The sequence below is a fragment of the Chitinophaga sp. RCC_12 genome, from assembly GCF_041360695.1.
Lineage (GTDB): Bacteria > Bacteroidota > Bacteroidia > Chitinophagales > Chitinophagaceae > Chitinophaga.
Genome location: NZ_JBFUPS010000007.1, coordinates 200,335 through 213,340, shown reverse-complemented (window position 1 = coordinate 213,340; position 13,006 = coordinate 200,335). Strand labels below are relative to the sequence as shown.

Genomic DNA, 13,006 nt, shown 5'->3' with positions numbered 1-13,006 from the left:
ATTAAGGTTTTACCCGTTACGCGCTCACAAGATGTTTTTTTACCCATTCCCTTTCTTCGGGCAACAGGTAGTCGGCCCGTTTCTCTGTAATCCAGGAAAATGTTTTCTTCACATCTGTCTTTGCAGTTCTGAAGCGGAACAGGAATTCCATGCCCAGCATCAGGTCTGTAAAGCCGTTCTTCACCGTTTCTATCGTCATCCGGGCGCTGCTGCGTCTTTTTGATAACAATTCGGTAATGCGGGCAGTCACCGCCTGGATCGCATTCTCATCGGCGTACTTATAAATGGCTTCCATCGCTTCAAATTTGAGTTGTCCACGCATAAGGCAGCGTGTATAGAACATGGCTTCCTTCTCTTTTTCAATGTCAGCGATAGCGGCGAAAGCCAGGCTTTTCACGTCCTGGCGGTGATATTCCAGGAGTCTGCGCAGTGCGGGCACACTTTTCTGCGTACCTACTTTATGCAGCAGCAGCGTGATATAGTAGATATCGTATTCGTTTACGGTGCGCTTCAGCAGGTTCAGGGCCCAATCTTCCACCGAAGGGTGGCGGGTGCCTCTGAGCGCCAGCAGCGCAGAACGGCGGATATTATTATTGAGTGAAAGCGTGTTATTAAATAAGGGTTCCAGGTTAATATAGCCCGGTATGGCGAGTCCGCGTTCCAGGTCCTGTTGCATCGCTGTAATCATATCGGCATCCTGCTCCATTCTGAGCCGGTCCAAAAGAAAACGGATCACTTCGGGGTCGTTGGTATTCCTGGAAAGCTGGGTGATAATAAAACAGGCGGCGCGGCGCTTATCTTTGTCGGGCTCCTGCTCAATGTATTGATAAAGTAGGGGTATATAAGCGTGATTAGCGAGTTGTTCTGCTTCGCGGAGGGCCTGCCAGCTGGTCGTCTGGCCATTATGCAATTGTTCTGAGCGGTCGCATATCCGTGCTACGAGGTTAGAAAGATAGTCAATCATCAGTAGTTATTTTGATCTGCTACCCCTGCATTTTCAATTATCATACCAACCTGAACAGCCGTCCGAAAAGTAGGGGCCGCTCCCCTTCAACAATTAACAGTTTTATGTTACATTTGCCCCTGTATTTTCGGACCGGTTATAGAACGTAAAGCATGCACATACTACTCAAGAACGTAAAGATCATAGCGCCTTCCTCACCCTTACACGGGCAGCAAAAAGACATTTCTATTCAGAACGGCATCATTCAACAGGTTGGCAACAACCTCGAAGATGCCCGGGCAACGGTCATTTCAGGTAATAACCTGCATGTTTCCGCCGGCTGGATGGATGTTTTCGCACATTTCTGCGACCCCGGACAGGAGCACAAAGAGGACCTGCAAAGCGGTATTAAAGCTGCCGCCACCGGCGGGTACACAACAGTTATGGTGGTACCCAACACCCAGCCCGCTCTGCATACCAAACCGCAAATCGAATACGTACTGAGCAGAACCCGTCATTCGGCCGCCACGGTGTTGCCAATTGGCGCTGCTACGAAAAACCTCGAAGGTACCGGCCTCGCGGAAATGTACGAAATGCAGCAGGCAGGCGCCGTAGCCTTCTCCGATGGCCTCAAGCCATTACAGTCGCCCGGCCTCATGCTCAAAGCCCTGCAATACATCAAAGCATTCGACGGCACCCTTATACAGCTGCCGGATGACCAGAGCATTTCTTCGCATGGACTCATGCACGAAGGCATTTACTCCACCCAGCTGGGAATGCCCGGGAAACCCGCACTGGCAGAAGAACTCATCATTCAGCGCGACCTGGAGCTGGCGAAATATGCCGACTCCCGCATCCACTTTACCGGTATCAGCACCCGTAAATCAGTGGAGCTGATCGCCGCCGCCAAAGCGGCAGGAATCAAAGTTACCTGCTCGGTAACACCTTACCACCTGTCTTTAACCGATGCTCAGCTCATCAACTACGATACCCACCTGAAGGTAAATCCGCCGCTGCGCAGCGCAGACGACGTGAAAGCCCTGCAGGAAGCCGTTTTACATGGCACCATAGATTGCTTCGCTACTCATCACACGCCGCAGGACTGGGATGCCAAACAGGTAGAGTTTGAATATGCCAAAAACGGCATGATCGGCCTGGAAAGCGCCTTCGGCGTAATAAGGCAATACCTCCCTCAGCTGCCGCTGGAACAGCTGATTAACATGCTCACCATCCAACCGCGGAAAATATTCGGTTTGCCACAGCCGGCCCTGCAGGAAGGCGCCGCCGCCAACCTCACGATCTTTGATCCGGAAGCCAGCTGGCAGTTTACCAAAGCCCATATCGCTTCCCGGTCCAAAAATTCAGCGTATATTGGCGAACAACTGAAGGGGAAAGTACATGCCACAGTGAATGGACCCGTATTTCATATAAATAATTAGAGCCTGTGCGTATGCAACAAAATTCGAATCCCGGTATAAAATGGGGTCTGTTAGTGGGATTGGCCATGATTGTCTGGAATGTTTTAATCTGGGTAGCCGGCCCTGATTATCTTTTTTCCCTTAAATTAAAATTCATCCAGTTTGTAGTATGGGCCGTACTTGGCATATTTGCGGGATTGGAAAGAAAAAAACAACTTGGCGGATATATTGGTTTCAAAGATGCGATTAAACCCATCTTTACCACCTTTGTTATCAGCTCGCTGATGATAGCCGTTTATAATTATGTCGTATTTACCTATATGTACGATAACAACCTGATGGAGCTGTCCAAAAAACACCTGATGGAAGATACTGCATGGTTATTGCGTAAATTCAGGGCGCCACAGGAAGAAATCGATAAGCAGTTGAAAGATCTGAAAGATGCAGATTACCGTGTAACTATTTCTTCTGCATTTATCGATTACCTGAGAAACCTGATAAAATTTTTCGTGGTATCTGCGATACTTGCAGTGATAATCCGTAAGAAACAGCCTTTTGAAGGTCAACGAAATCAGGCGTAAGAATCCGTAACTAAGCGCCTTTATTGGTGAAGTAATAATACTATTCTATTAAGATGAACATATCCGTAATCGTTCCTTTAAAAAACGAAGAAGAATCCTTGCCGGAACTCGCGGCATGGATTGAAAGAGTGATGGACACACACCATTTCACCTACGAGGTATGGATGGTAGACGATGGCAGCACAGACGACTCCTGGGCCGTTATACAACAACTGGCTGCGCAGAACCCCCTCATAAAAGGGATCAAGTTCCAGCGCAACTACGGCAAGTCCGCAGCCCTCAATGAAGGCTTCAGCGCGGCACAGGGCGATGTGGTGATTACCATGGATGCCGATCTCCAGGATAGTCCCGATGAAATACCAGAACTCTACTGCATGATCGTGGAAGAAGGCTTTGACCTCGTGAGCGGCTGGAAAAAGAAACGTTACGATAATGCTTTTACCAAAAACCTTCCTTCAAAATTATACAACTACACCACTACCCGCATGAGCGGCGTGAAACTGCACGACATGAACTGCGGTCTGAAAGCCTATCGCAAAAAAGTAGTGAAGTCCATAGAAGTATACGGGGAAATGCACCGCTATATTCCCGTTATCGCCAAATGGAACGGCTTCCGCAAAATAGGTGAAAAAGTAGTGGAACACCGCGCCCGCAAATATGGAGTTACCAAATTCGGACTGGAACGCTTTATCAACGGCTTCCTGGATCTGGCCACTATCATGTTTATCGGCAAATTCGGCAAACGCCCCATGCACCTCTTCGGCGCACTGGGCTCCCTCTCCTTCTTCGTGGGATTTGTGATAGCCGCCTACCTCGCACTGGCAAAAATATTCTTTGATAAAGTAAACATGACAGACAGGCCCCTGTTCTATTTCGGGCTGCTTTGTATGATCATCGGTTCCCAGCTATTCCTCACCGGTTTTATCGGGGAACTGGTAACACGCAACGCCACGGAACGTAATTCATACCTCGTGGAAGAGCGGATGGACCATACCAGTAATGTTACGGATGAAGAGTTGCAGTTAGCACACCAACACAACCGCAGACGCTGATCCGCTCATTCATTATCGTTATCTGAATCTATGGCTGACAAAAAGAAAATACTTATTTTAGGTACAGCCTACCCCTTCCGGGGTGGGCTGGCTGCTTATAACGAACGGCTCGCAGAAGAACTCCAGCAAACGGATGAGGTGGAAATATGGACCTTTACCATACAATACCCCAAATTCTTTTTCCCCGGAAAAAGCCAGTTCTCTACCGACCCCGCTCCGGCGCATCTCCGCATCAAAAGATTGATCAACTCCGTTAATCCGCTGAACTGGTTAATAACAGGCCGCAAGATCCGGAAAATGAACCCGGACATCATCATCACCAAATACTGGCTACCCATCATGGGCCCGGCATTAGGCTCCCTCCTGCGGTTAGGCAAAAGAAAACATACCAAAGTTATTGCCGTACTGGATAACGTAGTGCCGCACGAAAAAAGACCCGGTGACGTAGCCTTTACAAAATATTTCCTGAAACCGGTAGATGCCTTTGTCGCCATGAGCCAATCGGTACTCAACGACCTGCGGGTATTTGAGCCCGTGAAAAAAGCCTCGCTCATTCCGCATCCCATCTACGATAACTACGGCGCCCTGATATCGAAAGAAGAAGCCCGCGCCAATCTGAAACTGAACCCGGGCAAAAAATATATTCTCTTCTTTGGCTTTATCCGTCAATATAAGGGACTCGATCTCCTGCTACAGGCAATGGCGGATGAAAGACTGAAAAAACTGGATGTTCACGCCATCGTAGCGGGCGAATATTATGAAGACGCAGCCCCTTACCTGGAACTGCTGAATAAATTGCAACTGGGCGACCGCGTGCTAATGCACACCGATTTCATTCCCAACGAAGCCGTTAAAAACTATTTCTGCGCCGCCGACCTGGTGGTACAACCCTATAAAAGCGCTACCCAGAGTGGCATTTCACAGATCGCCTATCACTTTGAAAAACCAATGGTGGTAACCAATGTAGGCGGACTCGTGGAAATGGTGCCGGATGGCGTGGTAGGATTCCAGGCCGAACCGGAACCAGCCTCTATTGCAGCCGCCATCGAAAAATATTTCGTGGAAAACCGCGAAGCTGATATGGTGGAAGCCCTCCGCAAAGAGAAACTGCAATATTCGTGGGCACGGCTGGCAAAAGAAATTCATACGCTGGTAGCAGATCGCTGATGAATATGCCGGTTGTAGACACAGCGGCATCATAATTGTTGACTACATGGCCAGCAAACTAAACCTGACAACTAGCATGATTTACAGAAGTAAAGCACCTTTACGTATAGGCCTTGCCGGTGGTGGCACAGATGTAAGTCCGTATTCGGACTTATACGGTGGCGCCATTCTCAACGCTACCATCTCCTTATATGCACGCGCATCCATAGAACCCCTCCAGAACGGACAAGTGGTTTTTGATTGCGCCGACAGAAGGGAAACTGCAACCTATGATGCCGTATACCCTTTACCGTTAGACGGAAAACTGGATATCCTTAAAGGCGTCATTAACCGCGTACAAAAAGATTATGGCTCCTTACCATCTGCCGGTTTTAAACTCACCACTTTTGTAGATGCACCTGCCGGCTCCGGCCTCGGTACCTCCTCCACTCTCGTGGTGGCCGTACTGGGCGCATTCGCGGAATGGATGAAATTACCGCTGGGGGAATATGACATGGCGCACCTCGCTTATTCTATTGAACGCGAAGACCTAAACCAGGCCGGCGGTAAACAAGACCAATACGCGGCTACCTTTGGCGGCGTAAACTTCATGGAGTTTTACCAGGGCGACAAAGTAATTGTAAACCCGCTGCGTATTAAAGAAGTAAATCTTCACGAACTGGAAAATAACCTGGTATTGTTCTATACATCTACCAGCCGCTTATCTTCCACTATCATCTCCGAACAACAAAAAAATGTAACCGATAAAAAAGATGCTTCCATTGAAGCCATGCACCAACTGAAAGAACAGGCGGTGATGATGAAGGAAGCATTACTGCGGGGAACCATCGATAAAATCGGTGAAATCCTGAACTACGGTTTTGAAAATAAAAAGAAGATGGCCCATGGCATCACCAATCCCCAGCTCGATGAAATTTACGAGGCTGCCCGCAAAGCCGGCGCCAGCGGTGGTAAAATTTCCGGCGCCGGTGGCGGCGGATTCATGATCTTCTATTGTCCGAAAAATACCCGCTTCGCCGTAGTAGACGCACTAAGCGGTTTTGGCGGAGATGTAAAACGCTATACCTTTACCAATCACGGTATTCAAACGTGGAGCATTTAAGGGCACAACAAATCAAAAATATCTGCTGATGAAACAATTCATTGCCAATAAGATCCGGGAAAGCATCGCTGTAAAAGAAGCCATCTGCCAGGATGAACCGTTGCTAAATACCATCAAACTGGTAGCAGAAGCCATTACCCACAGCCTGCAAACCGATCATAAAATCCTTTTTTGCGGAAACGGCGGCAGCGCCGCAGATGCGCAACACCTCGCCGCAGAATTCTCCGGCCGGTTTTATAAAGATCGCATGCCCCTGTACGCGGAGGCACTGCATTGCAATACTTCTTACATCACCGCGGTAGGCAACGACTACGGCTACGACCAGGTATATGCCCGCATCCTGAAAGGCATAGGCCGCCCCGGAGATATACTGGTAGGCATTTCTACCTCCGGTAACTCCGCTAATATCCTTGAAGCTATAAAAGTGGCAAGGGAACAGGGTATGATCGTGGTGAGCATGACCGGGGCCACCGGCGGCAAAATGAAAGAAGGCAGCGACTACCTCATCAACATCCCCTCCGGCGATACGCCCCGCATCCAGGAAGCACATATCACCGTGGGACATATTATTTGTGAAATAGTGGAAAACAACCTGTTTGGCGCATGACGGGAGAATGTATCGTACTCGCGGGGGGACTCGGCACCCGCCTAAGAAGCGTAGTGGCCGATAAGCCTAAATGCATGGCCCCACTCGGTGAACACCCTTTTTTATATTACCTGCTGCAATACCTGCATAAACAGGGCATTAACCACGCGGTACTGTCGCTCGGCTACCTGTCTGAACAGGTCATAAACTGGTGCAACAGCATAACACTCCCCCTACGTGTATCCTTTACCGTAGAAACGGAGCCGCTGGGAACCGGCGGCGGCATTATCAATGCCCTGTCTGCCGTGAAAGGCAACGAGATCTTCATCGTTAACGGCGATACCTATTTTGATGTGGACCTCGCAGCATTTAATAATTTTCACCAGGCCCATCAAAGCCCGCTGTCACTGGCGCTGAAACCGATGAAACAGTTCGACCGCTATGGCAGTATCCAGCTGGATGAACAGCAGCAGATCACCAGGTTTCATGAAAAAAAATATTGTGAAGAAGGACTGATCAACGGCGGCATCTACCGCACCTCTGCCGGTTTCCTGCAAAGCCTGGCCCTGCCGGAGAAGTTTTCTTTTGAGAAAGAAGTGCTGGAGCCCGGCGCACAGGCAGGAAAATTATATGGTTTCATCAGCGACACCTATTTCATTGATATCGGTATTCCGGAAGATTACGAAGCAGCAAAAAAAGTATTGGTATCATGACCCTATTCCTCGACAGAGACGGTGTAATCAACGATGAAATCCGCGACGGATACGTACTCCGGCCGGATATGTTTCACTTCAGTGAAGGCGTACTGGCTGCAATGCCCATCCTCGCCAGCCGTTTCAAACGCATCATTGTAATCACCAACCAACGCTGTATCGGCCGCGGACTGCTCACTACAGCAGGCTTACAGGAAATTCATACGCAAATGCAGCAACAGATTGAGCTGCACGGCGGCAAAATCGATGGTATCTATTTTTGCCCGGATGTAGACAGCAGCAGTCCATGCCGTAAACCCGCCACCGGCATGGGTATGCAGGCAAAACAGGACTTCCCGGATATTGATTTCAGCACCTCCGTCATGGTAGGCAACACCCTCAGTGATATGCAGTTCGGGAAAAGCCTGGGCATGCAAACCATCTTTATCCCGTCTACCCGTCCGGAAACACCCTTTCCTCATCCGCTGATCGATCAGCGATATCAAAACCTGCTGCAGTTTGCGCAGGCTGTACAATAATTCTAAGCCGTAACCGTATAATAGATATGGCAAAAAAAACACTACTGTCACTGCTCCTCGTCTTTACCTCCCTGCTCGCCCTGGCGCAGCGACCGGATGCCGCAGGGCTGAAACAGTTAATGCATAACCAGGATACCCTGCAGGTGCTCAGTCAGGATATCTTCAACGGAAAAGGCGACGAAGGCCGGCAACGGGCTACGGAAGCGTTCATTCCGTTGCTGGTAAGAACACTGAAAACAAAATACTCCTTCCGTTTTCCGTTCGATTCCCTGAAAACCATCTCCATTCAATATCCGCAGGATAGCGCCTTCCGTATCTTCACCTGGGCACTGGAACGCGAAAATGGCTTCTACCGCCATTTCGGGGCCATCCAGATGAATACCCCCGACGGACAGCTGAAGCTCTTCCCCCTGTTTGATGCCTCCGACTATATGACCAACACCGATACCATCAGCGATAATAAATCCTGGTATGGCTGCCTCTATTACAATATTGTGCACCGCCATTATTTCAACAAAGAATATTATACCCTCTTTGGCTGGGATGCCAACAATCCCCGCAGCCAGAAGAAAATAGTGGAAATGCTCACCTTCCGGAATGGTACACCGGTATTAGGCGGCCCATTTTTTAGTTTTGCGGAAGATAGCACGCCCAAACCTACACGCAACCGCTTTATCATTGAATATAAAAAAGAAAGCACCGCCACGCTCAACTATAACAAGGAACTGGACATGATCGTATTCGACCACCTCATATCCGAAACCAATGAGCCCATGAAGAAATTCACTTACGTAACCGATATGGACTACGAAGGCTTCAAATGGCAGGCCGGCAAATGGATGCACGTTAACAAGATCTTTCATGACGCCATCCCGCTTGGAAAAGGCGCTCCTACCCCGCAACCACTGGATCAGAAAAAGAAAAGTATGACCCAGCCTAAGTCGGCAGAAGATTTCCAGCAGGAATCACCCAGGAAACCCGCATCAAAGAAGAAACAATAAAACATTCACATGGCAGCAACGGACAACGAATCAACATACATCAGGGCTATCAGGCTATTCAATACCAATGAAACAGATTGTTCCTTTGAAACCGGTAAGATCCCAACCCGGAACAAAATCGACGCGAACTATTTCTTTTGCCAAACAGGAACCGGTGAGCTGGAGCATATTCCCCATCCTGCCCCGCGGCGGCAATTTGTGATAACGCTGAAAGGCAGGCTCCAATTTACCGTCACCAATGGCGATACCTTTATCCTCGAACCCGGCATTATCCTCATCGCTGAAGATGTGAACGGTCCCGGCCATACCTGGGAGGTAACCGACGGCAACGAATGGGAACGGATCTACATTCCTATAGACAGCAACAGCGATACTAGCTTCCTTGCCGATCCCAGCTAATACCGGTCTAAAAAAAATTGCGCTTTTTTTCTTTAAAAGAACAATCATTCTCTTATATTTGCATTTAAAAGAGCGAACATTCATTTATCATCTACACTGCAATGCAACTTAATCACTTAAACCTCAGCGTAAAAGATGTACCGGCAACCCGGGCATTATTTGAAACCTACTTTGATTTTATCTGCGCCGACCCAAAACTAAACGATACCCTGTCTGTTTTAAATGGCCCCGACGGATTTATCCTGGTATTGATGAACCAACGCATGAATGAGAAAGGAAATCATACCTACCCGGATACTTTTCACATAGGATTTTACCTGGAAGATAAAGCCGCAGTAACTGCTACCTGGGAGCGACTGCAAAGCGGAGGTATCGTACTGGACCAGGTTCCGCAGATCATGCGTAAGAACTTTGGCTTTTACTTTACTTTCGACACCTTCATGATCGAAGTAACCACCCCCATCAAAGATTAAAAACAACTTTATGCAATCCGAAATAGACCAAAAGCTGCCCATCGGCTGGTACCTGAAAGAAGCCGATTGTCTCATCACTAATTTCACCAACGCCGCCTTTGAATCCTTTGGCATCACCAGGTTTCACTGGCAGGTATTGAAAAATATAAATACGCACGGAAAGATCTCCAAAGACCTGTATTACCACCAGGTAAGCCGCTTCCTCACCGTTGCAGAGCTGGACGAAATACTGGATACATTGCTCTCGCGCAACTGGATCCAACATGCTGATGATCTTTATTCCTTTACAGATACCGGCAAACAGGAGTACGCTGCCATCGACGCGCTCCAAATGAAAAACCGCGAAAAAGTAATGGAAGGCATCACGCCGGAAGAACATCTTACGGCGATCAACTTCCTGGAAAAGATGATCAAAAACCTGGGCGGCAAAATATAATCATCTTACAAAAACAAAAAAGCGGATAGCATTTTATTGCTACCCGCTTTTATATTTTCTGCAACAGGTGGTTAGAATAATTCTCCCTGCCCGCCTGCCGGTCCTTCTTCATTCGGATCAGGATCTTCATCCTCAGACAACAACTCTGCACTGATCAGGTCATCCCCTGCAATCCTTGTTCCCACTGCTTTCCAGCCGGTAACCTCCACAAATTCGGACAGATCAATTTCCTCTTCTTCCGGACTGCGTTTCTTGCCTGTTTTCAGCAACACAATTGGCTGGGTATGCGTTGTTACCATTTCCAGGTAATTATTCGCCCCCTCCTTAATGAAATTGAATTTATTATTCAGCGTCTGCGTTTCAATCCGGAAACGTTTCACATTAAACTGCTTCTTATCCGCATCAAAGTAAATAGCGGTTACCGTTTTTTCGGGGTTGAACTTCTCAATGTACACTACATCATTCGACTCGTAACGGTTGGTGAGATCGTAGTTCGTGAGCTCATAGGTACCGTTTTTAAAGGCGACAAAGATCTTGTCTTCCCCTTCAAAAGCACCAATGTACACGCCACGCTCTTCCGTATTCAAACGACCGGTTTCTGTGTCATACCAGATCTTTTGTCCGGCCAGTGTAGACACTCCTTTCTCCTTGAACTTCACGCCGCGGATCGGGTATTTGGTTACCACGTTCCCCATGGAGTTACGCCCTTTAATCGCAATAGTTTCAAAGAATAAGTCGAACTCCTTGTTACGCGCGCTGCAGTTCGGGCTCAGCTTAATCGTCACCACTTCTGCTTCCCCGTTGGGATTCGAAGAGAAATAATGCACTTTGGAATTCTTCTCCCCTTTATGCGCCAGGTCGTATTCCTTATCGCGGGTAACACCCGTTACATTGAAACGTTTGGCATAGCTTACACCCGTCTTACCTTCTACATAGATCATGTTGTAAGTAGTGCGCTCGTCATTCTTACGGAAAATGTCCACATGAATGATATCCTTTCCCACAAAGGTTTTATCCGCTACTTTGGTCACCAGCATTTTACCATCCCGGCGGAATACGATGATGCTGTCCAGGTCAGAACAATCTGCCACAAACTCATCTTTCTTCAGGGAAGTACCAATGAAACCATCCGCCCGGTTCACATATATTTTAGTGTTGGCAATAGCCACCTGCGCTACCTGGATGTTGTCGAACGTTTTGATCACCGTTTTACGTTCCCGGCCTTTACCATACTTCTTCAGCAGGTTGTCGTAGTAAGCAACGGTATAATCGGTGAGGTTCGCCAGGTTGTTCTTCACCTCTTTGATTTCCGCTTCAATACCCTTGATCTGTTCATTCAGTTCATTGATATCCAAACGGTAAATACGGCGTACGGGCTTTTCCGTTAGTTTCACAATATCCTCGCGGGTGATTTCGCGTTTCAGTTGCTTCTTATACGGCGTAAATCCTTTATCAATAGCATTCAGCACAGTTTCCCAGTCCTTATGCTTTTGTTCCAGCTCCTTGTAAATTCCTTTTTCAAAGAAGAGTTTTTCCAGGGAGGTATAGTGCCATTTCTCCTGCAGTTCCGCCAGTTTGATTTCCAGCTCCTGCTTCAGCAGGTCTTTGGTATAATCCGCGGAAGATTTCAGCAGATCGGAAGCAGTGAGGAACTGTGGCTTATCATTTACGATCACGCAGGCATTCGGCGAAATAGAAATTTCACAATCGGTGAATGCGTACAACGCATCGATCGTGATATCCGGTGAAATACCCGGCGCCAGCTGCACTTCAATTTCCACTTCTGCAGCCGTGTTATCTACTACTTTTTTGATCTTGATTTTACCGTTATCGTTCGCCTTTACAATAGACTCCATCAGCTGCGTGGTAGTAATACCATAAGGTACATCCTTGATCAGCAGCGTCTTTTTGTCTTTCTCCTCAATATGTGCGCGTACTCTTACTTTACCACCGCGTTTGCCATCATTGTAACTGGCAATATCCACCATGCCACCGGTAATGAAATCGGGGAACAGTTCAAACTTTTTACCACGGAGGTATTTGATCGAAGCGTCTATAAGCTCAATGAAATTGTGTGGTAATATTTTGGTAGATAAACCAACCGCGATACCTTCCGCTCCCTGTGCCAACAACAGCGGGAACTTCATCGGTAATGCCAGTGGCTCATTTTTACGGCCGTCGTAGCTGAGCTGCCAGGAAGTAGTTTTAGGATTAAATGCTACGTCCAGCGCAAACTTCGACAGGCGCGCCTCAATATACCTGGCTGCTGCCGCATCATCACCGGTTCTTACATCGCCCCAGTTACCCTGGGTATCAATCAGCAGGTCTTTCTGTCCGAGGTTAACAATGGCATCACTGATAGAAGCATCCCCGTGCGGGTGATACTGCATCGTTTGCCCGATCACGTTGGCCACTTTATTATAACGGCCATCGTCCATTTCTCTCATGGCGTGCAGGATACGACGCTGTACGGGCTTCAGCCCATCTTCCATGCTGGGCACCGCCCGCTCCAGGATTACATAAGAGGCGTAATCCAGGAACCAGCTCTCATACATGCCTCCAACGTGGATGACATTGTGCAGAGATTCGTCTGATGTTTTATTTTCCATGTCCATGT

14 protein-coding genes are annotated in these 13,006 nt (G+C 48.1%); 12 read left to right on the top strand and 2 right to left on the bottom strand.

Going from position 1 to position 13,006, the window contains the following annotated elements:
• Window positions 1-16: 16 nt before the first annotated feature.
• Window positions 17-964: a hypothetical protein gene (locus AB6805_RS21055; protein WP_370911408.1), complete on the bottom strand. Its 948-nt coding sequence runs from the start codon at window positions 962-964 to the stop codon at window positions 17-19.
• A gap of 152 nt (window positions 965-1,116) precedes the next feature.
• Here AB6805_RS21055 and AB6805_RS21050 point away from each other — a divergent pair, with 152 nt between their 5' ends.
• The 12 genes from AB6805_RS21050 to AB6805_RS20995 all read left to right on the top strand — a co-directional run bounded on the left by AB6805_RS21050 (window position 1,117) and on the right by AB6805_RS20995 (window position 10,389).
• A complete protein-coding gene (locus AB6805_RS21050; protein WP_370911407.1) occupies window positions 1,117-2,382 on the top strand; it encodes a dihydroorotase family protein in 1,266 nt (421 codons plus the stop codon).
• A gap of 11 nt (window positions 2,383-2,393) precedes the next feature.
• Window positions 2,394-2,942 (top strand): DUF4199 domain-containing protein, encoded by a 549-nt coding sequence (locus AB6805_RS21045; protein ID WP_370911406.1) that lies wholly within the window; start codon window positions 2,394-2,396, stop codon window positions 2,940-2,942.
• 53 nt (window positions 2,943-2,995) lie between these two features.
• Entirely contained in the window at window positions 2,996-3,994 is a 999-nt protein-coding gene (locus tag AB6805_RS21040; protein WP_370911405.1) for a glycosyltransferase family 2 protein, read from the top strand.
• A 30-nt stretch (window positions 3,995-4,024) separates the two neighbouring features.
• On the top strand, window positions 4,025-5,161 hold the full coding sequence (locus AB6805_RS21035; protein WP_370911404.1) for a glycosyltransferase: 1,137 nt from the start codon (window positions 4,025-4,027) through the stop codon (window positions 5,159-5,161).
• 76 nt (window positions 5,162-5,237) lie between these two features.
• Complete coding sequence (locus AB6805_RS21030; protein ID WP_370911403.1) at window positions 5,238-6,263, top strand: dehydrogenase; 1,026 nt, start codon at window positions 5,238-5,240, stop codon at window positions 6,261-6,263.
• A gap of 28 nt (window positions 6,264-6,291) precedes the next feature.
• Complete coding sequence (locus tag AB6805_RS21025) at window positions 6,292-6,870, top strand: SIS domain-containing protein (RefSeq protein WP_370911402.1); 579 nt, start codon at window positions 6,292-6,294, stop codon at window positions 6,868-6,870.
• Window positions 6,867-7,562, top strand: coding sequence for a nucleotidyltransferase family protein (locus AB6805_RS21020; RefSeq protein WP_370911401.1), 696 nt, complete (start codon window positions 6,867-6,869; stop codon window positions 7,560-7,562). Before AB6805_RS21025 ends, AB6805_RS21020 begins: the two co-directional genes overlap by 4 nt.
• Window positions 7,559-8,080 carry a D-glycero-alpha-D-manno-heptose-1,7-bisphosphate 7-phosphatase gene (locus AB6805_RS21015; RefSeq protein WP_370911400.1) on the top strand — a complete coding sequence of 174 codons (522 nt, stop codon included), beginning with the start codon at window positions 7,559-7,561 and terminating at the stop codon, window positions 8,078-8,080. The genes AB6805_RS21020 and AB6805_RS21015 overlap by 4 nt, the downstream gene beginning before the upstream one ends.
• 26 nt (window positions 8,081-8,106) lie before the next feature.
• On the top strand, window positions 8,107-9,081 hold the full coding sequence (locus tag AB6805_RS21010; RefSeq protein ID WP_370911399.1) for a hypothetical protein: 975 nt from the start codon (window positions 8,107-8,109) through the stop codon (window positions 9,079-9,081).
• Between the two features lie 9 nt (window positions 9,082-9,090).
• On the top strand, window positions 9,091-9,480 hold the full coding sequence (locus tag AB6805_RS21005; RefSeq protein WP_370911398.1) for a hypothetical protein: 390 nt from the start codon (window positions 9,091-9,093) through the stop codon (window positions 9,478-9,480).
• 101 nt (window positions 9,481-9,581) lie between these two features.
• Window positions 9,582-9,953: a VOC family protein gene (locus AB6805_RS21000; RefSeq protein WP_370911397.1), complete on the top strand. Its 372-nt coding sequence runs from the start codon at window positions 9,582-9,584 to the stop codon at window positions 9,951-9,953.
• Window positions 9,954-9,963: 10 nt separating this feature from the next.
• Window positions 9,964-10,389 carry a MarR family winged helix-turn-helix transcriptional regulator gene (locus tag AB6805_RS20995; RefSeq protein WP_370911396.1) on the top strand — a complete coding sequence of 142 codons (426 nt, stop codon included), beginning with the start codon at window positions 9,964-9,966 and terminating at the stop codon, window positions 10,387-10,389.
• Between the two features lie 71 nt (window positions 10,390-10,460).
• Here AB6805_RS20995 and AB6805_RS20990 read toward each other — a convergent pair whose 3' ends face one another.
• Window positions 10,461-12,998 (bottom strand): DNA gyrase/topoisomerase IV subunit A, encoded by a 2,538-nt coding sequence (locus AB6805_RS20990; protein ID WP_370911395.1) that lies wholly within the window; start codon window positions 12,996-12,998, stop codon window positions 10,461-10,463.
• Between the last annotated feature and the right edge of the window lie 8 nt (window positions 12,999-13,006).